Source organism: Thauera humireducens, assembly GCF_001051995.2.
Classification (GTDB): Bacteria; Pseudomonadota; Gammaproteobacteria; order Burkholderiales; family Rhodocyclaceae; genus Thauera; species Thauera humireducens.
On record NZ_CP014646.1, the window covers coordinates 1,267,088 to 1,292,613 of the forward strand.

The window sequence follows — 25,526 nt, forward strand, 5'->3', positions numbered from 1 at the left end:
AGTGTGCCGCCGGTCAGCCGAATGACATAACGCCCGAGTCAGGTGTCAGCGAGAATCCGCAACAGCTGCCGATTGGATCGGGGAATGCGTGCCAGGCGGTCGATCTCGAGCATTGCCGGGTCGCCTGCGGCCAGGCGCTCGAGAAGGTGGTCAGCCTTGGCGCTGGTCGGACCGGCGAACGACTCGGCCAACTCGCGCAAGCGGCGGTTGCGCTCGGGGATCGGCGATCCGAGATAGCCACCTCGGCCGCCGTTGCCCTTGAGGCCCAGCAGGCGGTCGAGGTCGGCGTGCGGATCGCGGACGCGACGCAGCAGGGCAGCCGGCACCCATCGGTCAGAGGGCGGCAGGACTTCGGCCATCTGGAGGGCGATCCGGGCGATGCGTTGGGCGGCGTCGTGCGGGGTCATGCTGGCTCGTCCATCCACGCCGGAAGGTTCAGGGCGCGGTCTGGAAAGCCCATGCCGCGCGTCAGCACGTCCCAGAGATGCGCGGAGAGTTCAGCGGCGAACCAGTTGAACTGGTCCGGGGTGGGTTCGATGCCTGAATCCGTGAGGATCTTCAGCAGCGCAGTGCGCTCGAACAACAGTTGCGGTAGCACGCCGAACACGACCGCATCAATCGGATTGGCGGCGGCCTGGTGTGCGGGCGGGCTGGTGGCCTCTTGGCGCAACATACCGGCGCGCACCTTTCGATGAACGTGGGCAACTGCCATCATCGGTTCAAGGTTTCGGCGGCGCCAATCCTCTGCGGATTCAACGCTATCGGTCGGCATCCCTCGTGCGACCAGCTTTGACACTTGCCCTTTGCTCAGTCCGAGCGCTTCACACAGTTCAGCTTGTTTCATTGGGTTTAAGTTTCCTAATAATTAAGAGCTATGACTAGAGGAAGATCGGGGCACTAATCACCCGTGAGCTACAAGCCCCGGAAGGACCCGCAAATAGCCAGACGTTTGTTGATGCACCGGCTTTCATCGGGCCGTTCTCAGCGCCATGGCCATTGCCTTCTCCAACTGCTCCGGAAGGTTCTTCTCGATCGAGCGCTGCATCAGCCCGTAGAAGTCAAAGCGCCTTCGGTAGTTGCCTGGCCTCACGAAGAGCAAGACGGGCTTGATGAATGACTTGCCTGCTGGTCCGTTAGGATAGTTGCGCTCCCAGATGCCGGGCGGCAGTCGCATGCCAAGCCCGCCGAAGCGCTCACCACGCGAGACGAAGTACGCAAAGCCATACTTGCGACCTTTGCCGAACGAGGTATCGCCCGTGCGCCGGTTCTTGCGACCCATCGTTGCGGCCGTTCTGGTTTTGTCGGTCATGTTCGACCGGTAGCCCTTACCCTTGCCGTCGTCAAAGGCGTTGAACCAGGACAGGATCTGATTGATCTTTGCGCCGGGCAGGTTGCCGAACGGATCAAGATAGCCAGATCGCTTTGCGAACACGGCCTGCATTCCGGGCGGCATGATCTGCGCTTTGATAAGCGCGTTCTCAAATCGCTTATTCGCCCGCTGCCCGCCTTCGATCTGCGCGGACAGGTAGCGATTGGGGAAGATGCTCCCCTTGCCCGCCGAGGTAGCGCGCGGGTCGTCTGCCGCAAAGCCGCGGTTGCCGTCATAGACATTGACGACGGCGAACAGGCGCTCTTTGGTTGCGCCTTGGAACACCTTTACGGCAGTCGCGGTACGCGGCAGCGGGCTGTCGAACACTGACGCCAGCACTGCGTTGCCTTCCTTGGCGACGATCTTCGCGGTTTCGTTAATTGCTCTGCTCGTGGCGAACGGCACCTGCCTGCGCGCCAGGTCGTCGAGTTGCTTGGTGACTTCCTTGATGTTGTCGGATACGTCGATGCGGATCATGGGCTCAGCTCCTTTGGTTTAGGTCGGTGAGTGCTCGGGTCGTCCGGCGCATCTACACCCGTCGACAATGTCGACAATGTCGACAGACGCTCGGGCCGGACTTGGGTCTGTCGAGTTTGTCGACATTGTCGACAGGGGTAGAGCGCCAAACCGTAAGTGATTCATATAGAAGAAGAAAAAGGTTAAAAATAGCTCTATGGCGACAATGTCGATTAGGTCGACAGAAGCTTCGGATTGACGATGCAGGCCTCTGTCGGCGGTGCGCCCTTGTTTCGCCTGGTGTAGTGCCGCAGCACGTCCTGCTGTTCCAGCCGCTGCAGGGCCTTGGTCAGGCGCTCCAGGGTACGGAAGCGCCCCTCCATCGCCTTCTGGCATTCCCGCCGGCTGAACTCCTCCAGGCCATTGGCCTTGATCCACTTCACGATGGCGCCCGCATCGGCGTCGACGCCGTCGGTGCCCAGCAGACCGAATGCCGCCTGTGCGTGCGGGATCAGCAGGCGCCCCAGCGCGACCGCCCGCTCCGTCGCAAGCTGGCTCACCTCTTCGGCGTGGCGTCCGACTTCGGCCAGCTCCAGCAGCGCCGCGATGCGCGCCACCGCGCCGGGCAGCTTGCTGGTCCAGTCGCTGATGGCCTCGTAGCGCCCACCCTCGCCCTGGTGGTCCTCGATCTCTTGCGCGAAGTCCGCCCACAGCTCGAGTGCCGGCTCGGTCATCGCCAGCTCGCGCGGCTTACCCGGCACGGCGGGCACGTCCTCCAGCAGTTGGAAGAGCGCGGCCTCGTAGTCATCGCGCACCTGGTCAGGGATTGCCACACGACGACGCACGTCGCGCTTGCCGACGTTGCTCGCCGGCATGGCGAAGAGAAAGCGCGCAAGCAGACCCGAGTCGCGGAACCGCCGCGAGGCGGCCACCTCGGACAGCACGCCGGGTTGCAGCGCCAGACCGAAGGACAGGGCCGGCTTATCGACGTGGGCCTCGCGGCCGGCGCGATCCACCCGCATCGCCGTGCCGGCGTGGCCTTTCAGGAAGGCGTCCAGGTTGGCACTGCCACCGTTGTAGATGCCGGCCATGATCTGGAAGATGCCGGCCTCATCGCTCAGCAGCGCCATGCGCTCACCGTACTCCGCCAACATCGCTTGCAGCCGCTCGGCGGTCACGTCCTCGGTGAAGAGGCGCGGTGCGCGCAGCTCGGCCGGCATCGTGTCCTTCTCGTGCTGGATCTCACTGCGGATGCGTTCGCGCTCGTGGTCGTCCTTGGCTTTCGCGGCATCGGCCAGAAGCCGCTCGATGCGCTTCTCGGCTACCTTCCGTGCCGACGCCACCCGCCCGCGCTCGGCGCGGCCTCGGTCGTACTCCAGCTTCTCCCAGCGCAGCAGGGGTGCCGTCATGGCGCTGAACACTGCCGACTTGCGCGCGCCGCTCGGCAGCGCCGTCAGCGTCCAGAGTGCAAGCGGCTCGGTGTAGTCGTCACCGAACGGCGCCACCTCGAAGCGGCGTTGCAGCACGGCAGCCAGAACCGACAGCCCCACCATGACAGCGAGCGCAGGCGGCGTTTGGGTCGAGTCCGCCACCGCGCCGGCCATCTCCCCCAGCCAGCCGGGCAGGATCGCGGCGGGGATCTCGGGTGCTTTGACCATGCCGGGCAGGTGCGGGTCGGGCCAATCCGGCGCAGGGCTCTGCGAATTTGCAGAGGGGGCAGCAGCAGCGGCCAACACCTTGTCGACGGTCGCCTTAACCGCCTCGGGGCCGGCGATCTGCGCCAGGTCGTTGAAGTCGGTCGGCTTAGACATGGGCCACCCCCTCGAAGCTCGGGAAGGCCACGCCGGCACCGATGGCCCGCGCGGCTTCGTGCGCGGCCTTCAGGCCAGGATTGCCGGGTGTGCCGGCGTCGTTGTCGGCGCACACCACGAAGCGCAGGCGGGGGAACTTGGCCCTCAGCGAACGGGCCACGGCGATGAGGTTGCCGCAGTTGAAGCACACCGCCACCGCGCGCCCGGTGGCCTGGTGCAGCGTAGCGGCGGTGGCGTAGCCCTCGGCCAGCAGCAGCGCGTCGTCGGGGCGCCCGATGGCGTAATAGCAGCCGGCGATGCGCCCACCGGTGAGGAAGCGTTTCGAGCCGTCCGGGCCGATGAACTGCAGCGTATGCAGTCGGCCATCGGCATCCCGCGCCGGCACCATCAGCTGGTCACGCAGCGCCCGCAGGCCATAGGCATGCACGCCCTTGGCCCGCAGGTAGGGATGATCGTCCGTAGCCGGCTTGGCACCGCTCCACAGCTTGAGCGCGCGAGCGGCAGCTTCGGCGCGGACGCGTGCGGCATCCTCTTCACGAGCTTTGTTCATGGCATGCAACTGGCGCTGCAGCTCGGCGCGCTCGGCCGGCGTCATCGCCTCGTTGCTGGTCGCCTGCCAGTAGTAGCGCCTTTCCCAGTCGTGCCAATGCCAAGCCACGCCAAACGGCACGCGGGTGCCTGTGTGCAGCACGGCAGCGGCGTTGAGCTTGCCGGGACCGTCACGCTCGCTGCGGTAGCGCACAATCTTGTCATCGGGAAAATGGATGGACGCCTTGACCGGTGTGAGTCCGACCGAGCCGAGAAAGGCGAGGAATTCAGTGGCGATCATTCGGCAACCTCCACCCGCGCACCAGGGAATTGCGCGCGAACCTCGACGGCTGTTGCGCCCTGCATGGCCCAGGCCACGAATGGGTCGCGGCCGGGGAATGTGATCCGCCAGGCGTGGGCCGGGCGGCCTTCGTTCGCTTGAAGGGCGGCGAGGGTTTCAGCGGCGTCTGGGAGGCCTGCACGCTTGGCGGCCTTTAACTGGCGGACGACTTCGCGGCGCTGTGCCCGGCTGCCGTTTTCCATGACGAAACCGTAATCGACCAGGCCCGGCCGGCGGCGGTTGCCGTCGCGTCCGAAGCCGGCACCCTTGGGGTAGTCGTGGTAGCTCATGCTTTCCCTCCGGCACTCTTCTTGCACAGCGCCCGGTGCATCTCGCCCTGTTCATCGAAATGCTCGATCCAGTGTTCCGCGTGATCGATTGCAAGCTCAGCCAGGTTCGGCACCTGACTGGACAGGTGGTTGCTGTGCGCAAGCTTGATGCTGTGAGCCAGCGCCAAAAGGTTGCGCAGCACGCATGCAGCGATACAGGCGATATCCTCGGCACAGTCGGGGGTTTTCTCGATGTCGCTCATGCTCACGCCCTCCCGCCGAAGCTCAGACGGTAGGCCAGCGCCGGGCCGGCGATGCGGCGCAGCGCGCGATAGACACGGATGCGGGTGATCGTGCTCATGCTTCACCCCCTTCGCGGTGGCGGGGGTGGGCGTCCAGGACGCCACAGCCGTAGCTCTCAAACATGCGGCACATGTCCAGCGCGACATCTGGGCAGCCGTGCTCAATGGTCGTTGCCAGGCCTGCGAACGCTGATACCAGTTGCTCGGTCTGGCTGATCAGGAATTCATACCTGTCCTGAAGGGTGAATTCCGCAGCGCTTCTCGGTTCTTTCATGCCGCACCCCCTTCCACCTTCGCCAGGGCGGCGCGCAGTGCAAGCAGGGTGCGCCCTTCTTCGGTGTGCTCGGTTGCGTGGAACTTCTGCAGCGTCAACAGCGATTCGGCAGCGGCGCACGCCTGGTGCAGCTCGGGTGCGGCGGCGATCAGGCGGACATTGGCGGCGGCCTGCTGGATGGCGGCATCGCCCCAGCCGATGGCGGACCAGACCTCAGCGACGATGCCTTCGTCGGGGCCGATCTGCCGATGGCTGTGCTCGTGCCACGGGCCGGGGGTGTAACTGGTGGGGATGGTGGGCGAAGTCGGCGCGAGTGCGCGCATGCCCGATGCGGTAGTACGCATGGCTGATGCTCCTTGGTCTGCGGTTTGAGTCCCGCGCCCCGACGCCAATCGGGGGTGGCGGGCGCGTGCGGGATTGGCGTACCGGGACCAAGGGACCGGCGAGCCTTGCGGCTCTCCCACACGGCCCGCCATAGACGGAGCAGCACATGCGGTGGACGAAAAAAATCCGCCTTGGTGGCGGACATGTCCGCCTTGGTCATTCGGGACGCCAATCCCGTTGCCTGTTGTTTGCAGGCAAACGGGATCATGCCGGGGGTGGGTGGACGGTGTCAAGCGCAGCGGCACCGCAAGAAGGCGAAGGACGATCACAGCGCCCCCTCTCGGACACGGATCGGGCCTGCGATCGGCGTGCCGCTCCAGGTGCTTACGATCAGCCAGCAGTCGAACTGGTGCAGTCGGAAACGCTTACCGCGATGGCAGAACGAACGCGCGTCAGGACGGGCACGCGCATAGCAACGTGCAGCGTCTACCAGCCGCCTGAGGGTCGATTGATCCTGCTTCGATAGCGGCTTGGCGAGCCGGGGAAACATCGTCAGGTGCACGGCCCGCCGCGTCGCACGATTGAGTGTGTCGACGGTCATGCCGAAACACCCAGCGAGGCCAGGTGACGGCGGATCGCGCCGACGTTCCAGCGGGTGGTCATTGGCCCGGTCTTGATCGGGGCGGGGAGCTTGCCCGAGCGAGCGTCACGCCATACCGATGAAGGGGACTTGCCCAGAATCAGGGCAACGTCATTGACATTCAGACTGCAGGCGGAATCGGGAAGGCTGTCCAGTTGCGCTAAAGCGGCGTGGGCGGGCGCGTGATGGATCGTGGCGGGATGCCGTGATTGCGGTTGCATTGTTTCGCTCCGGGTTGCGGGTGGAGCGAAGAATGACGCACGGCATTTTTTGAATCACCGCGTTATTTTTTTTGCTTTTCCCAGGGGAAAGGCGGCAGGTTGCGACGCTCCGCATTGACTGAAGATCTGCTGATGTCGTGCGAAATCAACGCATGAACCAAAGCGATCCAATGCTTTTCTTTAAATACGATCCTGACCTGATACATAGCGTAGATATCGGATATGCATCTCGCCATGATCCGCATGAAGTCCCGCCAGCTCGATTTCTGGGAACTCAGCCAAGGGTCGTCAGAGAAGACCTTCGATGCAGGCGGGTGGGCGTCCGCAGACGCGGCAAGACAGCGAAGCAACTCAGCCGGCGCGGGAAAACCGTTTCTCTTGTAGCTAGACAGCTCACGATTGAAGCGCTTGAAGTCGTCGTCCGCAGCATTGCGTGATAGCGCCGATTCGATCAGGGCAAGCGACGAATAGGTTTCGCCCGGTACGGTTGCCCGAAGATCGTCCAGTTCGTCGAGCAAGTCGGCCAACCCTCTTGCCTTCACTGCGAGCTGCGACAGCAGCGCGTCCGCACGGGTCTGCTTGTCACGAATACGAACCTTATCGTCAGGACGATCACGTGTGGCAGCGCCCTCATCTGGAACGCACTCTACGGCGTTGACGATGCAGCCGATGAGATACGACCACTCATCCTCTGAAAGCCAAAGCTCGTTAAGGTGCCTGAACAGGTCCTCAAGATCCTGAGCATGAAACAGGTCATGCATCGTCCATTCGCGCCGTTGATCTGAGAACGGCTCGGTGTATGAATAGATGAAACGCGCCCTTTCTGGAATCCAGTCTGGAAGCGTTGAGCCGTCACGCAGCATGCACACACCTTCAAATGTGCGCCTTCAGGAAGAACGCTGCGCCGGCCGGGTGAAGGAGCCCGGTGTTCCCCCCGTCGGGGTAGGCGCAGCATGACGTGATTATCAGGCCCGGCGCTGTGCGATGTCGATCACCTCCGCGCCCTTCCTAATCTGGTCAAGCCAGTCCGCCCATTGCTGCATCATCGCCTTGCGCTGCGGCAGGAACTTGGTCCGGTTGTAGGCACGCCCCAGCACATCCGGCACCTGGTGCGCGAGCTGGTGCTCGATCACGGCCGCATCCACCCCGAGCACCTCATGCAGGATCGTGCGGGCCATTGCCCGGAAACCGTGGCCGGTGATCTCGGTGCGGGTGTCGTATCCCAAGCGCCGCAGTGCGTTGTTCACGGTGTTCTCGCTCATGGGCTTGCCGTGGTCCCGAACCCCCTGAAACACGAACCGGCCGTGCCCGGTCAGCGGGTGCAGATCGCGGAGAATATCGACGGCCTGTCGTGACAGCGGGACGATGAAGTCGCGCCGCTTCTTCATCTTCTCGGCGGGGATTCGCCACTCGCCCTGCTCGAGGTCGATCTCGGACCACTCCGCCTGTCGCAGCTCGCCCGGTCGGACGAAGAGCATCGGCGCCAGGCGCAAGGCGCTGCGCACGATCAGCGAGCCCTTGTAGCCCTCGATGGCCTTCAGCAGTGGCCCCACCTCACCTACTTCGGTGATCGCCGGGAAGTGCTTTTTCGATACCGGCATCAGTGCGCCCTGCAGGTCAGCAGCAGGGTTGCGGTCAGCTCGTCCGGTGGCGATACCGTAGCGGAAGATCTGGCCGGCGATCTGCTTGGCACGGTGCGCCGTATCGACCGCGCCACGCTCTTCAATGCGCCTCAGCGTGCGCAGCAGCTCAGGCGCCGTGATCTCGCCCACAGGCCTATTGCCCAGCCATGGGAAAAGGTCTTTCTCCAGGACAGCGAGCGTCTTCTCCTGCGTCAGTGGAGTCCACTTCGCGCTCTTGAGCTTGTGCCATTCACGCCCGATGACTTCAAAGGCGTTGGCAACGGCCTCGACGCGGGCCTGCTTGGCTTCCTTCTTGGCGGCCAGGGGATCGGTCCCGGCGGCGATCAGTTCGCGCGCTCGATCGCGGCGTTTGCGCGCCTCGCCCAGCGACACGTCGGGATAGCAGCCCAGGGCAAGGGTCTTGCGCTTGCCCTCGAAGCGGTAGTCCAGCCGCCACAGCTTGCCGCCGGTGGGTTGGATCAGCAGATACATGCCGCGCTCATCGGTGAGCTTGCGGGCTTTGTCGGTGGGCTTGGCTAGCCTGACCGCCACGTCGTTCAGCGGCATGTTCTACCTCTCGCAACACCCCGCCGTGGCGGTATACCGTCAAGCTTACCGTGTACCGTCGGATGTACCGCCACTCTTGACGGTAGCGCATGCGCTGGCGTGCTATGAGATGACACAATAAAAAACCCGCAAAGCCTTTAGCTATGCGGGTTTTCGTGATGTTTGCCACTGGATGGCAGTTGTTCTTGGTGGGTGCTGACGGGGTCGAACCGCCGACATTCGCCTTGTAAGGGCGACGCTCTACCAACTGAGCTAAGCACCCGCGCCGGGGCTACACAAAATGAGTGAAGCCCGGAAAGCCCGCTAGTTTACTGCATCTTTCAGGCCTTTGCCAGCGCGGAATTTTGGAACCTTTGCCGCCTTGATCTTGATGTTCTTTCCGGTGCGGGGATTTCGACCCGTCCTTGCAGCGCGCTCGCCCACATAGAACGAGCCGAAGCCGACGAGAGTCACCGTGTCGCCACCCTTGAGGGCGTCCATGACACCCGCGACGGCTGCATCCAGGGCACGCCCTGCCGCTGCCTTCGAGATCTCCGCCTGCTTTGCGATAACGTCGATCAGTTCAGATTTGTTCACTTAAACCCCTCCGAAAGAGCACTGCGATGGGACGAACCTCACTGCATTCCGCGCCGGGCGCGGGATTTCGGGTGTCAGCGGCTTGCTTGCCAACTTCATGGGTTTTATAGCGCGCACGATTCGGCAGTGTCAACGACAAAGCCGCAACGCGGTTTCCCACGCTGCGGCCTTGTCTGCGAACGGGCGTGGCCATCTGTCGGCCCCGCTCACACCGCTCAGTGCGGACGCTGTCCCGAAGCCGACTTCTCGGCGTCGCCCGACACCGCAGCAACACCAGGCTCGACAGCGGCGGACTCGGGCAAAGGTTCGGGTCGGCGCTCGAGCGCCTGCTCCAGCACCTGGTCAATCCACTTCACCGGCACGATCTCGAGTGCATTCTTGATGTTCTCGGGAATCTCGGCGAGGTCCTTGACGTTCTCCTCGGGAATCAGCGCAGTGTGGATGCCACCACGCACGGCCGCGAGCAGCTTCTCCTTGAGACCGCCGATCGGCAGGACTTCGCCGCGCAGCGTGATCTCGCCCGTCATTGCCACGTCGCAGCGCACCGGGATGCCGGTCAGCACCGAAACCAGCGCGGTACTGATCGCGATGCCGGCGGACGGGCCGTCCTTCGGAATCGCACCCTCCGGCAGGTGGATGTGCATGTCGCTTTTCTGGTGGAAGTCCTCGTCGATGCCAAGCGAGCGCGCCCGCTTGCGCACCACCGACAGCGCCGCCTGGATCGACTCCTGCATCACCTCGCCGAGCTTGCCGGTCGTGAGCACCTTGCCCTTGCCCGGCAGTTGCACCGCCTCGACCGTCAGCAGTTCGCCGCCGACCTCCGTCCAGGCCAGGCCGGTGACCTGGCCGATCTGGTTCTGCTTCTCGGCCATGCCGAAGCTGTACTTGCGCACGCCGAGGAACTTGTCGAGGTTCTTGGCATTGACGATGATCTTGCTGCTGCGGCTCTTGAGCACCAGCTGCTTGACCACCTTGCGGCAGACCTTGGAGATCTCGCGCTCGAGACTGCGCACGCCGGCCTCGCGGGTGTAGTAGCGCACGACGTCGCGCAACGCTTCCTCGGTCACCGACAGCTCGTCCTGCTTGAGACCGTTGTTCTTCATCTGTTTAGGCAGCAGATAACGCTGGGCGATGTTGACCTTCTCGTCCTCGGTGTAGCCCGACAGACGGATCACCTCCATACGGTCGAGCAAGGCGGCCGGGATGTTGAGCGTGTTGGCCGTCGCCACGAACATCACGTCCGACAGGTCGAAATCGACCTCGACATAGTGGTCCTGGAAGGTGTGGTTCTGCTCCGGATCCAGCACCTCGAGCAGGGCCGACGACGGATCGCCGCGGAAGTCCATGCCGAGCTTGTCCACCTCGTCGAGCAGGAACAGCGGGTTCTTGACCGCGACCTTGCTCATGTTCTGCAGGATCTTGCCCGGCATCGAGCCGATATAGGTGCGGCGGTGGCCACGGATCTCGGCTTCGTCACGCACGCCGCCCAGCGCCATGCGGATGAACTTGCGGTTCGTCGCCTTGGCGATCGACTGGCCGAGCGAGGTCTTGCCCACGCCCGGAGGCCCGACGAGGCACAGGATCGGCGCCTTGACCTTGTCCACGCGCTGCTGCACGGCAAGATACTCGAGGATGCGTTCCTTGACGCGTTCGAGGCCGTAGTGATCCTTGTCGAGAATCTTCTCGGCTTCGGCCAGATCCTTGCTGACACGCGACTTCTTCTTCCACGGCAGGCCGATCAGCGTGTCGATGTAGTTGCGCACCACGGTGGCTTCGGCCGACATCGGCGACATCAGGCGCAGCTTCTTGAACTCGGCCTGCGCCTTCGCGAGCGCCTCCTTCGGCATGCCGGCGGACTTGATCTTCTTGTCCATCTCCTCGAGATCGGCACCCTCCTCGCCTTCCCCGAGTTCCTTCTGGATCGCCTTGACCTGCTCGTTGAGGTAGTACTCGCGCTGGCTCTTCTCCATCTGGCGCTTGACGCGGCCGCGGATGCGCTTCTCGACCTGCAGGATGTCGAGTTCGGCCTCGATCTGCGTCAACAGCTTCTCGAGCCGTTCGCCGGTATCGAACATCTCCAGCACATCCTGCTTCTGCTCGAGCTTGAGCGGCAGGTGCGCGGCGATGGTGTCGGCGAGACGGCCCGCCTCGTCGATGCCGGCGAGCGAGGTCAGGATTTCCGGCGGGATCTTCTTGTTGAGCTTAACGTACTGGTCGAACTGCGCGATGATCGCGCGGCGCATGGCCTCGACCTCGTTGGTATCGACGTCGGCGATCACCACCGGCGTGACCTTGGCGACGAAGAGTTGGCGCAGGTCCTCGACCGAATCGACGCGCGCACGGCGCACGCCTTCGACCAGCACCTTGATCGTGCCGTCGGGCAGCTTCAGCATCTGCAGGATGTTCGCGATGCAGCCGATCGAGTACAGGTCCTCGATCGCCGGCTCATCCTTGGCGGCACTCTTCTGGGCGACGAGCAGGATGCTCTTGCCCGCTTCCATGGCGCTTTCGAGCGCCTTGATCGACTTCGGCCGCCCGACGAAAAGCGGGATGACCATGTGCGGAAACACCACCACGTCGCGCAGCGGCAGCAGCGGCATTTCCATTTGTTCGTTGGGGAGGTCAGCAGGACCCGACATTTTCGTTTTCCTTACGAGAAAGGTCACACCCATGTGTGGGCGTGACCTGGAAATTCAAGCGGCGGGTGCGAGATAAGCAGAAATCGGCGGTGCGCCTCAGTTGGCGCCGGACACCTTCTGCTGCTCAGCGTAGATCAAGAGCGGCTTGGCGCCTTCCTCGATCGTGCTCTCCTCGACCACGACCTTCTCCACGCCAGTCAGCGTAGGCAGGTCGTACATGATGTCGAGCAGCGACGCTTCGAGGATGGAGCGCAGGCCGCGCGCACCGGTCTTGCGCTTGATCGCCTTGCGCGCCACCGCGTGCAGTGCGGCAGGACGGATCTCGAGTTCGACGCCTTCCATCGAGAACAGTTTCTGGTACTGCTTGACCAGTGCGTTCTTCGGTTCGATGAGGATCTGGATCAGCGCCTCCTCGTCCAGTTCCTGCAGCGTCGCGACCACGGGCAGACGACCGATCAGTTCGGGAATGAGGCCGAACTTGATCAGATCCTCGGGCTCGACCTGGCGGAAGGTATCGGTGAGATTCTTGCCTTCCTTGCTCTTGACCTCGGCACCGAAGCCGATGCCGACCTTCTCGGTGCGGTTGCGGATGACCTTCTCGAGACCGTCGAAGGCGCCACCGCAGATGAACAGCACGTTGGTCGTGTCGACCTGGATGAAATCCTGGTTGGGATGCTTGCGGCCGCCCTGCGGCGGGATCGAGGCGATCGTGCCTTCGATCAGCTTCAGCAGCGCCTGCTGCACACCCTCACCCGACACGTCGCGCGTGATCGAGGGGTTGTCGGCCTTGCGCGAGATCTTGTCGATCTCGTCGATGTAGATGATGCCCTGCTGCGCCTTGTCGACGTCGTAGTCGCACTTCTGCAGCAGCTTCTGGATGATGTTCTCGACGTCTTCGCCGACGTAGCCGGCTTCGGTCAGCGTCGTGGCATCGGCCATCACGAAGGGCACGTTGAGCAGGCGCGCCAGCGTCTGCGCCAGCAGGGTCTTGCCCGAGCCGGTCGGCCCGATCAGCAGGATGTTGCTCTTGGCAAGCTCGACGTCGTCCTGCTTGGCCTCGATGTGGCGCAGGCGCTTGTAGTGGTTGTAGACCGCCACCGCCAGGTTGCGCTTGGCCTGCGACTGCCCGATCACGTACTGGTCGAGGATGTCGCAGATCTCGTGCGGGGTCGGCAGCGCGCCCTTGATGCTCTCCGGATCTGCGGCGCCGACGATCTCGTCACGAATGATGTCGTTGCACAACTCGATGCATTCGTCGCAGATGAAGACCGAAGGGCCGGCGATCAGCTTGCGCACCTCGTGCTGGCTCTTGCCGCAGAAGGAGCAGTACAGCAGCTTGTCGCCGCCAGCCTTCTTGTCCGTCATGTCGGGGTTCTCCTGATTCAGGTGTCGTCGCGGCTGGTCAGCACCTTGTCGACCAGGCCGTACTCCACCGCGGCCGCCGCGGACATGAAGTTGTCGCGGTCGGTGTCCTTCTCGATGCGCTCGAGCGGTTGCCCCGTGTGCTTGGACAACATGTCGTTGAGGCGCGCACGCAGGTAGAGGATCTCGCGGGCGTGGATCTCGATGTCCGAGGCCTGGCCCTGGAAGCCACCCAGTGGCTGGTGGATCATGACGCGCGAGTTGGGCAGGATGAAGCGCTTGCCCTTCTCGCCCGCCGCCAGCAGGAAGGCACCCATGCTCGCAGCCTGGCCGATGCACAGCGTGCTGACATTCGGCTTGATGAACTGCATGGTGTCGTAGATCGCCATGCCGGCGGTGACCGAACCGCCGGGCGAGTTGATGTAGAAGTAGATGTCCTTGTCCGGGTTCTCGGACTCGAGGAACAGCAACTGCGCGACGATCAGGTTGGCGGTCACGTCATTGACGGGGCCGACGAGGAACACCACCCGCTCCTTCAGAAGGCGCGAATAGATGTCGTAGGCGCGCTCGCCGCGACCGCTCTGCTCGACCACCATCGGAACCAGGCCGAGACCGACCGGGTTCCAGTCGCTGCTGTGCTGGGGTGTTCCGTGCATCATTCGTCAGACCCTTTGCGGCATCAGGCCGCGTTGCCCATCAGTTCGTCGAAAGCCACATCCTTGTCGGTGGCTTGAGCCTTGCTGCTGACCCAGGCGACGACGTTGTCTTCGATCACCACGGCTTCGGCCTGCGCCAGACGCTCAGGTTGAGCGTAATACCAGCGCACGAGTTCCGCAGGATCTTCGTAGCTTTGCGCCATTTCTTCGACCAGCGCGCGGACCTGTTCAGGCTTGGCGTGCAGTTCGTTGGCCTTGACCAGCTCGGCCATGATCAGACCGAGCTTGACGCGGCGTTCGGCCTGCTCGGTGAACCACGACGGGTCCACCGGGATGTCCTTGGTCTTGAGGCCGCGCATCTCGAGGTCGCGACGGGCGTTCTCGGCCAGCTGCTGCGATTCGGCCTGCACCAGCGCCTTCGGCACTTCGATCGGCGTGACCGCGACCAGCGCGTCCATCACCTGCTCCTTGACCTTGGCCTGGATGCGGCGCTTGACCTCGCGCTCGAGATTGCCCTTCACTTCCTCGCGCAGCTTGGCGACGTCGCCGTCGGCCACACCCAGCGAACGGGCGAAGTCGGCGTCGATCTCGGGCAGCACGGGGGCCTCGACCTTCTTCACCGCGATCTCGAACTGAACCGTCTGACCCGCCAGATGCTGGGCGTGGTAGTCGGCCGGGAAGGTCATGTCGAAAGTCTTGCTCTCGTCCGCCTTGAGACCGGTCACTGCGGTCTCGAAGTCCTTCAGCATGGCGCCGGCGCCGATCACGAAGGGGAAGTCCTGGGCCTGGCCGCCCTCGAACACTTCGCCGTCCTTGCGGCCGGTGAAGTCGATGACGACGCGGTCGCCTTCGGCGGCGGCACGATCGGCGGCGCTGAAGGTGGTGCGCTGCTTGCGCAGCACGTCGAGAGTCTTGTCGACCTCGGCATCGCCGACGGTCAGGGCCGGGCGCTCGATCTTCTGCTCGCCCAGGTCACCGACGGTGATCTCGGGATAGACCTCGAAGGTCGCGGTGAACTCGAGCGTACCGTCGGCAGCGCCTTCCTTCGGCTCGATGCGGGGATAACCGGCGACGCGCAGGTTCTGCTCGCGCACCTTCTCGCCAAAAGCCTTCTCCACCGCAGCACCGACGGCTTCGCCGCGGGCCTGGCCACCATGGGTCTGGGCGACGATCTTCATCGGCACCTTGCCCGGGCGGAACCCCGGCATCTTCACCGTGCGCGCCATGCGCTTGAGGCGGGCATCCACCTCCTTCTCGATGTCCGCCAGCGTGACGGCGATGTCGATACGGCGCTCCAGCGCGCTCGGGCTAACCTGGTTCTGCTCCATTGAGTCGATCCTGAGAAGTCAAATAAAAACGGTTCCCGCCCGCAGGGCAGCACACCCGGAACCGGACGCGCACCTGCCTCGCCAGCGTAAACGCAGTGAACGAAGAGCGGGATTCTAGCACAGGGTCCGCGCCGCGCTCGGAGGCGGAATCCTGCCGTGACAGCGAGCACGAAAACACAACAAAAAGGGGCATCCGCGCGCGGAACTCGCACCATCGCAGTGCCTCTCATGGTACAGAGTCAGCTCATGCAGCCGGCCGCGCCGATTCGTCAGGAACAGTCGATGGGCACGATGCTTGCATGCCAGTTGCACGGTAGCTCGGATCGATTGCACAGGAGATTGCCATGTCCATCTTCAATGCCTATCAGGCCCGCTTCGAGGCAGCACGCGAAGAGGAAATGTCGCTGCAGGAATACCTCGAACTGTGCCGCAAGGACCGCATGGCCTACGCCTCGGCCGCCGAACGCATGCTGCAGGCGATCGGCGAACCCGAGCTGGTCGATACCCGCCTCGACCCGCGCCTGTCGCGCATCTTCTCCAACAAGATCATCCGGCTCTACCCCGCCTTCCGCGACTTCTACGGCATGGAGGAGGCGATCGAGAAGATCGTGTCCTACTTCCGTCATGCGGCGCAGGGACTGGAGGAGAAGAAGCAGATCCTCTACCTGCTCGGGCCGGTCGGCGGCGGCAAGTCGTCGCTGGCGGAGAAGCTCAAGTCGCTGATCGAGAAGGTGCCGTTCTACGCGGTGAAGGGCTCGCCGGTGCACGAGTCCCCGCTCGGCCTGTTCGACGTCAATGAGGACGGCCGCATCCTCGAGGACGACTTCGGCATTCCGCGTCGTTACCTCAACACCATCATGAGCCCGTGGGCGGTCAAGCGCCTGCACGAATTCGGTGGCGACATCACGAAGTTCCGCGTGGTGAAGCTCAACCCTTCGGTGCTGCGCCAGGTCGCGGTCGCCAAGACCGAGCCGGGCGACGAGAACAACCAGGACATCTCGTCCCTGGTCGGCAAGATCGACATCCGCAAGCTCGAGCAGTACTCGCAGGACGACCCCGACGCCTACAGCTACTCCGGCGGGCTGTGCCTGGCCAGCCGCGGCCTGCTTGAGTTCGTCGAGATGTTCAAGGCGCCGATCAAGGTGCTGCACCCGCTGCTCACCGCCACGCAGGAAGGCAACTACAAGGGCACCGAGGGCTTCGGCGCGATCCCCTTCGACGGCATCGTGATGGCGCACTCGAACGAGTCCGAATGGGTCGCCTTCAAGAACAACAAGAACAACGAGGCCTTCCTCGACCGCATCTACACGGTCAAGGTGCCCTACTGCCTGAGGGTGTCGGACGAGATCCGCATCTACGAGAAGCTGCTCGCCCACAGTTCGCTTTCCGAAGCGCCCTGCGCACCCGACACGCTGAAGATGATGGCGCAATTCTCGGTGCTGTCGCGCCTGAAGGAACCGGAGAACTCCAGCATCTTCTCCAAGATGCGCGTGTATGACGGCGAGAACCTGAAGGACACCGACCCCAAGGCCAAGAGCTACCAGGAATACCGCGACTACGCCGGTGTCGACGAAGGCATGACCGGCCTGTCGACCCGCTTCGCCTTCAAGACGCTGTCGAAGGTGTTCAACTTCGACCACCGCGAGGTCGCCGCCAACCCGGTACACCTGATGTACGTCCTCGAGCAGCAGATCGAGGCCGAGCAGTTCCCGGCCGATACCGAGGCGCGCTACCTGGGCTACATCAAGGAATACCTGGCGCCGCGCTACGCCGAGTTCATCGGCAAGGAGATCCAGACCGCCTACCTCGAGAGCTACTCCGAGTACGGTCAGAACATCTTCGACCGCTACGTGATCTACGCCGACTTCTGGATCCAGGACCAGGAGTTCCGCGATCCCAACACCGGCGAGATCCTCGACCGTGCCGCGCTCAACGACGAGCTGGAGAAGATCGAGAAGCCTGCCGGCATCAGCAACCCGAAGGACTTCCGCAACGAGGTGGTGAATTTCGTGCTGCGCGCCCGCGCCAAGCACGACGGCCGCAACCCGAGCTGGACGTCGTACGAGAAGCTGCGCGCGGTGATCGAGAAGAAGATGTTCTCCAACACCGAGGACCTGCTGCCGGTGATCAGCTTCAACGCCAAGGCCAGCGCCGACGAGCAGAAGAAGCACCAGGACTTCGTCGATCGCATGATCGAGAAGGGCTACACCGAGAAGCAGGTGCGCCTGCTGTGCGAGTGGTACTTGCGCGTGCGCAAGTCGTCGTGACGCCATTCGCTTAGGGTGCGCGGCCGGTCGGGCGCGCACCCTCACCGGCTTCGGCCAGAGGGAGGATGCATGGTCCGCATCATCGATCGACGCTTCGACAGCAAGAACAAGAGCGCGGTTAACCGCCAGCGCTTCATGCGTCGCTTCAAGCAGCAGATCCGCAAGGCGGTCTCCGAGGCCATCCAGGGCCGCTCGATCCGCGACCTGGAAAATGGCGAAGAGGTGTCGATACCGGCGCGCGACCTGTCCGAGCCCTCGCTGCATCACGGCAAGGGTGGCATCTGGGAACAGGTGTTCGCGGGCAACGACCAGTTCAGCTCGGGCGACCTGATCAACCGGCCGCTCGGCGGCGGGGCGGGCGGTTCGGGCAAGGGCAAGGCAAGCAACGAGGGCGAGCACGAGGATGACTTCGTGTTCCAGCTCTCGCGCGAGGAGTTCCTCGAGCTGTTCTTCGAGGATCTCGAACTGCCGCGCCTGGTGCGCACCCAGCTGGCCAAGGTCACCGACTACAAGACGCAACGCGCCGGCTTCACCTCCGACGGCGTACCGGCGAACATCAACATCATCCGCTCGATGCGCGGCGCCCTGGGTCGCCGGCTGGCGCTCGGCTCGCCCTACGCCGGCCGGCTGCGCGAGTTGCAGCAGCAGCTCGACGACGCCCTCGCCCGCGACGGCGAGGACAGCGCGGACGTGCAGGCGCTGCGCGACGAGATCGGGCTGCTGCGCGCCAAGATCGACCGCATCCCTTTCATCGACAGCTTCGACCTGCGCTACAACAACCGCATCAAGGTACCCCGCCCCACCACGCAGGCGGTGATGTTCTGCCTGATGGACGTGTCGGGCTCGATGGACGAGGAGCGCAAATCCACCGCCAAGCGCTTCTTCATGCTGCTGTACCTGTTCCTGACGCGCAGCTACGAGCACATCGAGGTCGTCTTCATCCGCCACCACACGGTGGCGAAGGAGGTGGACGAGGAGGAGTTCTTCCACTCGCGCGAATCGGGCGGCACCGTGGTGTCCAGCGCACTGGTGCTGATGCGCGACATCCTGCGCGAGCGCTACGCCAACGGCCAGTGGAACATCTATGGCGCGCAGGCCTCGGACGGCGACAACTGGGACAACGATTCGCCCGTGTGCGGGAAGTTGCTCGGCAACGAGATCCTGCCCTGGTGCCAGTACTTCGCCTATATCGAGATCACCGCCGGCGAGCCGCAGAATCTGTGGCGCGAGTACATGAAGATCGGCGGCGAACACGACAACTTCGCCATGCAGCGCATCGAATCGCCGGCCGACATCTACCCGGTGTTCCGCGAACTGTTCAAGAAGACGATCACATGAAGCGCACTACCGTACGCAAACCCGAGCCCCTGCCGAGCGGCTCCGAGTGGTCGACCGAGAGCATCGACCTCTACAACGCCGAGATCGCGCGCGTCGCCGCCCACTACCGGCTCGACACCTATCCGGTGCAGGTCGAGATCATCACCGCCGAACAGATGATGGACGCCTACGCCTCGGTCGGCATGCCGGTGAACTACCACCACTGGTCCTTCGGCAAGCATTTCCTCGCCACCGAGAAGGGCTACCGGCGTGGCCAGATGGGACTGGCCTACGAGATCGTCATCAACTCCAACCCCTGCATCGCCTATCTGATGGAGGAGAACACGCTGCCGATGCAGGGCCTCGTGATCGCCCACGCGGCCTACGGCCACAACAGCTTCTTCAAGGGCAACTACCTGTTCCGCACCTGGACCAACGCCGACGCGATCATCGACTACCTGGTCTTCGCGCGGAACTACATCGGCCAGTGCGAAGAGCGCCATGGCGAGGAGGCCGTCGAGTTGCTGCTCGACTCCTGCCACGCGCTGATGAGCCTCGGCGTCGACCGCTACAAGCGCCCGCCCAAACTCTCGCTCGCCAAGGAGAAGCTGCGCCAGCAGGAGCGCGAGGAATACCTGCAGGGCCAGGTCAACGACCTGTGGCGCACGCTGCCGGCGCACGAGGTCAGGACCGGTGCGCGCGAGGAGGCCCGCTTCCCGCCCGAACCCGAGGAGAACCTGCTCTATTTCATCGAGAAAAACGCGCCCCTGCTCGAACCCTGGCAGCGCGAGGTGGTGCGCATCGTACGCAAGGTCGCGCAGTATTTCTTCCCGCAGCGCCAGACCCAGGTCATGAACGAAGGCTGGGCCACGTTCTGGCACTACACCCTGCTCAACCACCTGTACGACGAGGGCCTGCTGGCCGACAGCTTCATGCTGGAGTTCCTGCAGTCGCACACCAATGTCGTCTATCAGCCGCCCTACAACAGCCGCTGGTACAACGGCATCAACCCCTACGCCCTCGGCTTCGCGATGTGGCAGGACATTCGCCGGATCTGCGAGCAGCCGGACGACGAGGACCGCCGCTGGTTCCCCGAGATCGCCGGCAGCGACTGGCTCGAGACCTTCGACTTCGCGATGCGCAACTTCAAGGACGAGAGCTTCATCGCCCAGTACCTGTCGCCCAAGGTCATGCGTGACTTCCGCATGTTCGCCGTGCTCGACGACGACCGCGAGGACAAGCTCAAGGTGTCCGCCATCCACAACGACGAAGGTTTTCGTCGGGTGAGCGACATCCTCTCCGACCAGTACAACCTTGGCGCGCGCGAACCCAACGTGCAAGTGTGGAGCGTCGACCTGCGCGGCGACCGTTCCCTCACATTGCGCCACACACCCTACCACCGCAGACCGCTCGGCGACAGCGCCGAGGAGGTCATGCGCCACGTCGCCCGGCTATGGGGTTTCACCGTAAGGCTGGAGACCGTGGATGAATCGGGCAACGCCGAAGTCAAGCACGAGATCCGCAGCGAGAAGCGTCGAGGCGCCGCCCTGATCTGAGGCCGCGCAGCGCTGCGAACAGGACGTAGAATCCGGGGGTCCAGCCCCGGAGTCCCCCATGTACAGTGCATCGCGCCCGATCTACGCCGTCGCCGGCATCCGCGAAATCGAGAGCAAGCTCATCCCCAGCGCACGCCCCTCCCTGATGGAGCGCGCGGGCCGCGCGGCGGCCGAGGACGCGGTGCGACTGATCATGGACCGCCCGGGTCCGATCCTCATCGCCTGCGGGCCCGGCAACAACGGCGGCGACGGTTTCGTGATGGCGCGCCAGCTGGCCCAGGCCGGGCGCGAGGTGCAGGTCGCCTTCGCCGGCGACGCCCACGCGCTGCCTGCCGACGCCGCCAAGGCCTGCGCCGACTACCTGGCCGCAGGCGGAAACATGGTGTCCGACCTGCCGGCCGCGCCTGCGCAGGGCTGGGCGCTGGTCGTCGATGCGATCTTCGGCATCGGCCTCAAGCGACCCGTTGAAGGGCGCTACGCGGACTGGATCCGCACGCTCAACGCGCAGTCCTCGCCGCGCATGGCACTCGACGTGCCGAGCGGGCTGAATGCCGACACCGGGCAGCCCCTCGGTGCCACCTTCCGCGCCAGCCACACGACCACCTTCATCGCGCTCAAGCCCGGGCTGCTGACCAACGACGGCCCGGACTACTGCGGCGAGATCAACGTCCAGCGCCTCGACATCGACCCGCCCGCCTGGCTGCCCGCAGCCGGGCACGCGGTCACGCCCGCGCTCTTCCGCACACAACTGGTGCCGCGTCCGCGCAACAGCCACAAGGGGCTGTATGGCGACGCCGCCATCCTCGGCGGCAATGCCGGCATGGTCGGCGCGGCACTCCTCGCGGGCCGCGCAGCGCTCTGGCTGGGCACCGGGCGGGTCTATGTCGGCCTGCTCGACCCCAATGGCCCGGCGGTCGACTTCGCCCACCCGGAGCTGATGCTGCGCCAGGCCTCACGCCTGCCCGAGCGCCTGAGCGCGCTGGCGATCGGGCCCGGCCTCGGTACCGAGGACGCCTCGCTTGCCGAGCTGAGTTCGGCGCTCGCGCGCGAGATTCCGCTGGTGCTCGACGCCGATGCGCTGAACCTCATCGGTCGCGACCCGCAGTTGCAGGCGATGCTCGCAGCCCGTCGGGCGCCCAGTGTGCTGACGCCCCATCCCGCCGAGGCCGGACGCCTGCTCGGCCTCACCACCGCCGCAGTGCAGGCCGACCGGCTGCAGGCTGCGATCGACATTGCCGCGCGGCTGCACGCACTCGTGGTGCTGAAGGGCTGCGGCTCGATCATCGCCACCCCGGACGGTCGCTGGTTCATCAACGGCACCGGCCACCCGGGCATGGCCAGCGCCGGGATGGGCGACGTGCTCACCGGCCTCGTCGTGGGCTTCCTCGCCCAGGGTTGGCCGGCGGAGGCGGCGCTGATCGCCGGCGTTCACCTGCACGGCGCCGCCGCCGACCGCCTCGCGCGCGAGGGCATCGGCCCGATCGGCTTGAGCGCAAGCGAAACGATCGATGCGGCACGCGGCGTCTTCAACGGCTGGCTGATCGAGGCCCAGCAGGGCGATCACCGCGAGAAGCCGCGCGACGCCCGCCCGCTGCTGTCGCTGGGCGCGCGCTGAATGGCGGACGTCCAGGGCGGCCTCGCGCCGCGGCCACCCGATGCGCCGCCTGCCCCGCTACTCAAAGCCATCCTGATGCTGCTCGGCGCGGTGACGCTGTTCGTGCTCCTCGACGCCACCGCCAGCCACCTGGGCAAGACCTACCCCGTGCCCATGCTGGTCTGGGCGCGCTACACCGTGCATTGCCTGCTGATGGTGGTGTTCCTGGCGCCAAGCATGCGCCTGCGGCTGGTCAGCACCGCTCGCCCACGCCGGCAGATCGTTCGCGCCCTGTGCCTGCTCGCCACCACCTTTTTCGGCATGGCCGCCTTCATCCGCATGCCACTGGCCGAGACGACGGCGATCATCTTCCTCTCGCCGCTCCTCGTCACCGTGCTCGCCGGCCCCCTGCTCGGCGAACGCATCGGCGCGCTGCGCTGGGCGGCTTCGATCGGCGGATTCATCGGCGTGCTGCTGATCGCCCGCCCGGGCAGCGGACTGTCGCCCGAAGGCGTCACCTTCGCGCTCGGCGCGGCACTCATGTACGCGATCTACCAGATCCAGACCCGCCAGCTATCGGCCACGGAGAACCCGGTGACGATGCTGTTCTACACCGCGCTCACCGGCACCCTGGCGATGACCCTGCTGTTGCCCTGGATCTGGGGCGGCCCCCTGCCCGGGCTGGTCGATGGCCTGCTGATCATTGCCCTCGGCCTGTTCGGCGGCATCGGCCACTTCCTGCTGATCCGGGCCTTCCGCGAGGCGCCGGCCTCGGTGCTGTCGCCGATCCTCTATGCGCAGCTGGTCATCGCCACCTTCGTCGGCGCCCTGCTCTTCGGCCACATCCCCGACCTGCCCGCCCTCACCGGCATCCTGATCATCGCCGGCGCGGGGGCCGTCATCGCCCTCGACGGCCAGCGAAAACACGCGGCAGGTCGCCACAAGGGCTGAGCCATCGACCGCCCGGATGCCCTCAGTCGGGTCTCCGGGCGCGCCACGGCAAGCGGGCCAGCACCCCTGTGGCGAGCCCGGTCCCCGCGAGGATCACACCGCAGCCCAGCAGCATGCGCAGGCTGATCGTCTCATCCAGCACCACCGCGCCCCAGAACATGCCGAAGGCGGGGATCAGGAAGGTCACCGTCACCGTACGCGACGGCCCCACGCTCGCCATCAGGCGGAAGAAGATGACGTAGGCGAGGCCGGTGCACACCACCGCCAGCACCACCACTGCCAGCCACACCTCGACACCCGGAAGTTGCGCCGGCCAGCTCGCGATGGCGGGCGCCAGCAACACCAGCGCGGCGAAGAACTGGCTGCCGGTCGCCGTGGCCATCGGCGGCACGCCGGTGAGATGGCGCTTGGTCAGTGCCGCGGCAATGCCGTAGGACAGCGTGGCGCCGAGGCAGGCCAGCACCGCCCAGCCGCTGCCGCCCGCCGAGAACGACGCCTGCCCCCACACCAGCACGACCACCCCGCACAGGCCGAGCAACATGCCCGCCAGCGCCGTTCCGGTGAGGCGGTCGTTGAGCCACGCCCAGGCCACGAGCGCGGTGAAGAGCGGCGTGGTCGCATTGACGATCGAGGCGAGTCCGGCGCTGACCGACTGCAGCGCATAGCCGTAGAAAACGAAAGGCAAGGCCGATGCGAAGAAACCCACGACCAGCAGGGCCTTCCAGCGCCGCAGCAGGATCTCGAGTCCGCCCTGCAGGGCAAGAAGTGGCAACAGCACCACTGCCGCAAGGCCGACGCGCAGCGCCATCAGCGGAAACGCGCCAAGGGCCGGCGCCGCGATGCGCATCAGCAGGAAGGACGCGCCCCAGATGGCCGCGAGCACGAAGAGTTCGACAAGATCCCGAGGCTTCACGACGAGGCGCCTGTATGAGGGTTGGCGCACGGCGGCAAGGGGCCGTGCATGAGCGGTGCATTGTGGCCGTCGCGACGGAGCGCGCCAATCCGGAAAACGACGAATATGGAAACGACGAATATGGAGACGACGAATTGCCGATCGGCGATCCTCACACGGCCACGGCCGGCCAAGCACGGTGCTAGACTTTCGCCTCTCATCGAATCACAGCGGTCACTACCATGCTCTCCGAACAGCTCCGTGTCGAAATCCAGCGCAACATCGCCGCCTCCCTCGCCGAAGACATCGGCACCGGCGACCTCACCGCGCGGCTGATCGCGCCCGACACCGAGGCCCGCGGTCGCGTCATCACCCGCGAGGATGCAGTGATCTGCGGCACGGCCTGGTTCGACGCCGCCTTCGCCGCGCTCAGCCCCGCCGCCATCGTCAACTGGCACGTCAAGGACGGCGACACCGTCAAGGCCGGCGACGTGTTGTGCGACATCGTCGCGCGCGCCCGGGTGCTGCTGACCGCGGAGCGCACCGCGCTCAACTTCCTGCAGCTGCTGTCGGGCACGGCCACCGTGACACGCCGCTTCGTCGACGCCGTCGCGGGCACCCGCGCCAGGATCGTGGACACGCGCAAGACCCTGCCCGGCCTGCGTCTGGCGCAGAAGTACGCGGTCGCGGTCGGCGGCGGCACCAACCACCGCGTCGGCCTCTACGACGGCATCCTGATCAAGGAGAACCACATCATCGCTGCGGGCGGCATTCGCGAAGTCGTGGAACAGGCGCGCAGCATCGCGCCCTCCAACGTCTTCATCGAGGTCGAAGTCGAGAACCTCGACGAGCTGCGCGAAGCGCTGGATGCCGGCGTGACGATGGTGCTGCTCGACAACATGAGCCTCGACGAAATGCGCGAAGCCGTCGCCATCACCGCGGGTCGCGCCGAGCTGGAAGCCTCCGGCGGCGTGAATCTGGAGCGCGTGCGCGCCATCGCCGAGACCGGCGTCGATCGCATCTCGATCGGCACCCTGACCAAGGACGTGCGCGCGCTCGACCTGTCGCTGCGCCACGTCGAAGACTGAGCACCGCTGCGTCGAACGATGTCCGACACCCTGCCGCCCTGGCCCCAGGTACCCGCCTGCTACGGCTGGCTCTCGCTCGACGGACGCGGCAGGTGGCGGCTGAAGGCGGAGACGATCACCCATCCGGGGCTGATCGCCTTCCTCAATGCCCATTACACAACTGACGACGACGGTTGCTGGTTCGTGAACAACGGCCCGCAGCGCGTCTATGTGCAACTGGACAGCGCGCCCTGGATATTGCGGCTGCAACCCGACGGCCGCTTCGTCACGCATGCGGGCCGGCCCGCAGCCATCGAAGGGCCGATCTATCTGGACGGAGAGGGGCGCGTATTCATGCGGACCGATGCCGGCCCAGCTGCGCTGGACGACCGCGATCTCGCCATGCTGATCGCCGAGCTGCGCGACGCTGCCGAGCGGCCAGCGGACGACGCAAGCCTGGCCGCCCTGCTGGACGGCCGCGACATCGACCTGAACTGGCACGGGCAGGCGCTGGTCTTCCTCGGCAACGAGACCGCCGCGACGCGACTGGGCTTCATTGCCGATCCCTGCCCCCCGGAGCCTGCCCCGGGGGCCTAGC

26 protein-coding genes and 1 tRNA gene are annotated in these 25,526 nt (G+C 65.0%); 7 read left to right on the plus strand and 20 right to left on the minus strand.

Annotated elements, in window-relative coordinates; genetic code table 11:
* Nucleotides 1–38: 38 nt before the first annotated feature.
* The 19 genes from AC731_RS05995 to tig form a co-directional block, all read right to left on the minus strand.
* Complete coding sequence (locus AC731_RS05995; protein WP_048704045.1) at nucleotides 39–407, minus strand: hypothetical protein; 369 nt, start codon at nucleotides 405–407, stop codon at nucleotides 39–41.
* Nucleotides 404–844, minus strand: a complete 441-nt coding sequence (locus AC731_RS19810; RefSeq protein ID WP_156480655.1) for a hypothetical protein — start codon at nucleotides 842–844, stop codon at nucleotides 404–406. The genes AC731_RS05995 and AC731_RS19810 overlap by 4 nt, the downstream gene beginning before the upstream one ends.
* A 123-nt stretch (nucleotides 845–967) precedes the next feature.
* The gene (locus tag AC731_RS06005; protein WP_048704047.1) at nucleotides 968–1,846 is read right to left on the minus strand and encodes a hypothetical protein; all 879 of its coding nucleotides are present in this window, start codon (nucleotides 1,844–1,846) and stop codon (nucleotides 968–970) included.
* 212 nt (nucleotides 1,847–2,058) lie between these two features.
* On the minus strand, nucleotides 2,059–3,636 hold the full coding sequence (locus AC731_RS06010) for a DUF3987 domain-containing protein (protein ID WP_048704048.1): 1,578 nt from the start codon (nucleotides 3,634–3,636) through the stop codon (nucleotides 2,059–2,061).
* Nucleotides 3,629–4,465, minus strand: coding sequence for a toprim domain-containing protein (locus tag AC731_RS06015; protein WP_237266611.1), 837 nt, complete (start codon nucleotides 4,463–4,465; stop codon nucleotides 3,629–3,631). Before AC731_RS06015 ends, AC731_RS06010 begins: the two co-directional genes overlap by 8 nt.
* On the minus strand, nucleotides 4,462–4,794 hold the full coding sequence (locus AC731_RS06020) for a hypothetical protein (protein ID WP_048704049.1): 333 nt from the start codon (nucleotides 4,792–4,794) through the stop codon (nucleotides 4,462–4,464). The genes AC731_RS06015 and AC731_RS06020 overlap by 4 nt, the downstream gene beginning before the upstream one ends.
* The gene (locus tag AC731_RS06025) at nucleotides 4,791–5,036 is read right to left on the minus strand and encodes a hypothetical protein (RefSeq protein WP_048704051.1); all 246 of its coding nucleotides are present in this window, start codon (nucleotides 5,034–5,036) and stop codon (nucleotides 4,791–4,793) included. Before AC731_RS06025 ends, AC731_RS06020 begins: the two co-directional genes overlap by 4 nt.
* A gap of 94 nt (nucleotides 5,037–5,130) precedes the next feature.
* Nucleotides 5,131–5,349: a hypothetical protein gene (locus tag AC731_RS06030; RefSeq protein WP_048704054.1), complete on the minus strand. Its 219-nt coding sequence runs from the start codon at nucleotides 5,347–5,349 to the stop codon at nucleotides 5,131–5,133.
* Nucleotides 5,346–5,693 (minus strand): hypothetical protein, encoded by a 348-nt coding sequence (locus AC731_RS06035; RefSeq protein ID WP_156480656.1) that lies wholly within the window; start codon nucleotides 5,691–5,693, stop codon nucleotides 5,346–5,348. The genes AC731_RS06030 and AC731_RS06035 overlap by 4 nt, the downstream gene beginning before the upstream one ends.
* Nucleotides 5,694–5,998: 305 nt before the next feature.
* On the minus strand, nucleotides 5,999–6,274 hold the full coding sequence (locus AC731_RS19815) for a hypothetical protein (RefSeq protein ID WP_156480657.1): 276 nt from the start codon (nucleotides 6,272–6,274) through the stop codon (nucleotides 5,999–6,001).
* Nucleotides 6,271–6,534, minus strand: a complete 264-nt coding sequence (locus tag AC731_RS19485) for a helix-turn-helix transcriptional regulator (RefSeq protein WP_082794261.1) — start codon at nucleotides 6,532–6,534, stop codon at nucleotides 6,271–6,273. Before AC731_RS19485 ends, AC731_RS19815 begins: the two co-directional genes overlap by 4 nt.
* A gap of 62 nt (nucleotides 6,535–6,596) precedes the next feature.
* Nucleotides 6,597–7,397, minus strand: a complete 801-nt coding sequence (locus AC731_RS06040) for a hypothetical protein (RefSeq protein WP_156480658.1) — start codon at nucleotides 7,395–7,397, stop codon at nucleotides 6,597–6,599.
* A 102-nt stretch (nucleotides 7,398–7,499) separates the two neighbouring features.
* Nucleotides 7,500–8,723, minus strand: coding sequence for a tyrosine-type recombinase/integrase (locus AC731_RS06045; protein ID WP_048704060.1), 1,224 nt, complete (start codon nucleotides 8,721–8,723; stop codon nucleotides 7,500–7,502).
* Between the two features lie 186 nt (nucleotides 8,724–8,909).
* Nucleotides 8,910–8,985, minus strand: a tRNA-Val gene (locus AC731_RS06050).
* Nucleotides 8,986–9,026: 41 nt separating this feature from the next.
* The gene (locus AC731_RS06055) at nucleotides 9,027–9,299 is read right to left on the minus strand and encodes an HU family DNA-binding protein (RefSeq protein WP_004255744.1); all 273 of its coding nucleotides are present in this window, start codon (nucleotides 9,297–9,299) and stop codon (nucleotides 9,027–9,029) included.
* A 215-nt stretch (nucleotides 9,300–9,514) separates the two neighbouring features.
* Nucleotides 9,515–11,938, minus strand: coding sequence for an endopeptidase La (gene lon, locus AC731_RS06060; RefSeq protein ID WP_048704062.1), 2,424 nt, complete (start codon nucleotides 11,936–11,938; stop codon nucleotides 9,515–9,517).
* A 96-nt stretch (nucleotides 11,939–12,034) separates the two neighbouring features.
* Nucleotides 12,035–13,303, minus strand: a complete 1,269-nt coding sequence (gene clpX, locus AC731_RS06065; RefSeq protein ID WP_004255749.1) for an ATP-dependent Clp protease ATP-binding subunit ClpX — start codon at nucleotides 13,301–13,303, stop codon at nucleotides 12,035–12,037.
* A gap of 17 nt (nucleotides 13,304–13,320) precedes the next feature.
* Nucleotides 13,321–13,959 carry an ATP-dependent Clp endopeptidase proteolytic subunit ClpP gene (clpP, locus tag AC731_RS06070; RefSeq protein ID WP_004255754.1) on the minus strand — a complete coding sequence of 213 codons (639 nt, stop codon included), beginning with the start codon at nucleotides 13,957–13,959 and terminating at the stop codon, nucleotides 13,321–13,323.
* Nucleotides 13,960–13,979: 20 nt separating this feature from the next.
* Nucleotides 13,980–15,284, minus strand: coding sequence for a trigger factor (tig, locus tag AC731_RS06075; protein ID WP_048704064.1), 1,305 nt, complete (start codon nucleotides 15,282–15,284; stop codon nucleotides 13,980–13,982).
* A 344-nt stretch (nucleotides 15,285–15,628) separates the two neighbouring features.
* On the opposite strand from tig, the gene AC731_RS06080 reads away from it, so the two are divergent.
* The 5 genes from AC731_RS06080 (at nucleotide 15,629) to AC731_RS06100 (ending at nucleotide 22,969) form a co-directional block, all read left to right on the plus strand.
* The gene (locus AC731_RS06080; protein ID WP_004255759.1) at nucleotides 15,629–17,551 is read left to right on the plus strand and encodes a PrkA family serine protein kinase; all 1,923 of its coding nucleotides are present in this window, start codon (nucleotides 15,629–15,631) and stop codon (nucleotides 17,549–17,551) included.
* 69 nt (nucleotides 17,552–17,620) lie between these two features.
* On the plus strand, nucleotides 17,621–18,889 hold the full coding sequence (locus AC731_RS06085; protein ID WP_048704066.1) for a YeaH/YhbH family protein: 1,269 nt from the start codon (nucleotides 17,621–17,623) through the stop codon (nucleotides 18,887–18,889).
* Nucleotides 18,886–20,424 carry a SpoVR family protein gene (locus AC731_RS06090; RefSeq protein WP_048704068.1) on the plus strand — a complete coding sequence of 513 codons (1,539 nt, stop codon included), beginning with the start codon at nucleotides 18,886–18,888 and terminating at the stop codon, nucleotides 20,422–20,424. The genes AC731_RS06085 and AC731_RS06090 overlap by 4 nt, the downstream gene beginning before the upstream one ends.
* A 58-nt stretch (nucleotides 20,425–20,482) precedes the next feature.
* A complete protein-coding gene (locus AC731_RS06095) occupies nucleotides 20,483–22,039 on the plus strand; it encodes a bifunctional ADP-dependent NAD(P)H-hydrate dehydratase/NAD(P)H-hydrate epimerase (protein ID WP_048704070.1) in 1,557 nt (518 codons plus the stop codon).
* On the plus strand, nucleotides 22,040–22,969 hold the full coding sequence (locus AC731_RS06100) for a DMT family transporter (RefSeq protein WP_048704072.1): 930 nt from the start codon (nucleotides 22,040–22,042) through the stop codon (nucleotides 22,967–22,969). It abuts the gene before it with no gap.
* Between the two features lie 22 nt (nucleotides 22,970–22,991).
* Here AC731_RS06100 and AC731_RS06105 read toward each other — a convergent pair whose 3' ends face one another.
* Complete coding sequence (locus tag AC731_RS06105) at nucleotides 22,992–23,882, minus strand: DMT family transporter (protein WP_048704074.1); 891 nt, start codon at nucleotides 23,880–23,882, stop codon at nucleotides 22,992–22,994.
* A 221-nt stretch (nucleotides 23,883–24,103) separates the two neighbouring features.
* On the opposite strand from AC731_RS06105, the gene nadC reads away from it, so the two are divergent.
* The gene (gene nadC / locus AC731_RS06110; RefSeq protein WP_048704076.1) at nucleotides 24,104–24,949 is read left to right on the plus strand and encodes a carboxylating nicotinate-nucleotide diphosphorylase; all 846 of its coding nucleotides are present in this window, start codon (nucleotides 24,104–24,106) and stop codon (nucleotides 24,947–24,949) included.
* 18 nt (nucleotides 24,950–24,967) lie between these two features.
* Nucleotides 24,968–25,525, plus strand: coding sequence for a DUF2946 family protein (locus AC731_RS06115; RefSeq protein ID WP_048704080.1), 558 nt, complete (start codon nucleotides 24,968–24,970; stop codon nucleotides 25,523–25,525).
* Nucleotide 25,526: the final 1 nt, after the last annotated feature.

Coding starts and splice junctions, on each gene's coding strand:
- AC731_RS05995 (WP_048704045.1), bottom strand. CDS start 407: ATGACCCCGCACGACGCCGCCCAACGCATCGCCCGGATCGCCCTCCAG.
- AC731_RS19810 (WP_156480655.1), bottom strand. CDS start 844: ATGAAACAAGCTGAACTGTGTGAAGCGCTCGGACTGAGCAAAGGGCAA.
- AC731_RS06005 (WP_048704047.1), bottom strand. CDS start 1,846: ATGATCCGCATCGACGTATCCGACAACATCAAGGAAGTCACCAAGCAA.
- AC731_RS06010 (WP_048704048.1), bottom strand. CDS start 3,636: ATGTCTAAGCCGACCGACTTCAACGACCTGGCGCAGATCGCCGGCCCC.
- AC731_RS06015 (WP_237266611.1), bottom strand. CDS start 4,465: ATGATCGCCACTGAATTCCTCGCCTTTCTCGGCTCGGTCGGACTCACA.
- AC731_RS06020 (WP_048704049.1), bottom strand. CDS start 4,794: ATGAGCTACCACGACTACCCCAAGGGTGCCGGCTTCGGACGCGACGGC.
- AC731_RS06025 (WP_048704051.1), bottom strand. CDS start 5,036: ATGAGCGACATCGAGAAAACCCCCGACTGTGCCGAGGATATCGCCTGT.
- AC731_RS06030 (WP_048704054.1), bottom strand. CDS start 5,349: ATGAAAGAACCGAGAAGCGCTGCGGAATTCACCCTTCAGGACAGGTAT.
- AC731_RS06035 (WP_156480656.1), bottom strand. CDS start 5,693: ATGCGTACTACCGCATCGGGCATGCGCGCACTCGCGCCGACTTCGCCC.
- AC731_RS19815 (WP_156480657.1), bottom strand. CDS start 6,274: ATGACCGTCGACACACTCAATCGTGCGACGCGGCGGGCCGTGCACCTG.
- AC731_RS19485 (WP_082794261.1), bottom strand. CDS start 6,534: ATGCAACCGCAATCACGGCATCCCGCCACGATCCATCACGCGCCCGCC.
- AC731_RS06040 (WP_156480658.1), bottom strand. CDS start 7,397: ATGCTGCGTGACGGCTCAACGCTTCCAGACTGGATTCCAGAAAGGGCG.
- AC731_RS06045 (WP_048704060.1), bottom strand. CDS start 8,723: ATGCCGCTGAACGACGTGGCGGTCAGGCTAGCCAAGCCCACCGACAAA.
- lon (WP_048704062.1), bottom strand. CDS start 11,938: ATGTCGGGTCCTGCTGACCTCCCCAACGAACAAATGGAAATGCCGCTG.
- clpX (WP_004255749.1), bottom strand. CDS start 13,303: ATGACGGACAAGAAGGCTGGCGGCGACAAGCTGCTGTACTGCTCCTTC.
- clpP (WP_004255754.1), bottom strand. CDS start 13,959: ATGATGCACGGAACACCCCAGCACAGCAGCGACTGGAACCCGGTCGGT.
- tig (WP_048704064.1), bottom strand. CDS start 15,284: ATGGAGCAGAACCAGGTTAGCCCGAGCGCGCTGGAGCGCCGTATCGAC.
- AC731_RS06080 (WP_004255759.1), top strand. CDS start 15,629: ATGTCCATCTTCAATGCCTATCAGGCCCGCTTCGAGGCAGCACGCGAA.
- AC731_RS06085 (WP_048704066.1), top strand. CDS start 17,621: ATGGTCCGCATCATCGATCGACGCTTCGACAGCAAGAACAAGAGCGCG.
- AC731_RS06090 (WP_048704068.1), top strand. CDS start 18,886: ATGAAGCGCACTACCGTACGCAAACCCGAGCCCCTGCCGAGCGGCTCC.
- AC731_RS06095 (WP_048704070.1), top strand. CDS start 20,483: ATGTACAGTGCATCGCGCCCGATCTACGCCGTCGCCGGCATCCGCGAA.
- AC731_RS06100 (WP_048704072.1), top strand. CDS start 22,040: ATGGCGGACGTCCAGGGCGGCCTCGCGCCGCGGCCACCCGATGCGCCG.
- nadC (WP_048704076.1), top strand. CDS start 24,104: ATGCTCTCCGAACAGCTCCGTGTCGAAATCCAGCGCAACATCGCCGCC.
- AC731_RS06115 (WP_048704080.1), top strand. CDS start 24,968: ATGTCCGACACCCTGCCGCCCTGGCCCCAGGTACCCGCCTGCTACGGC.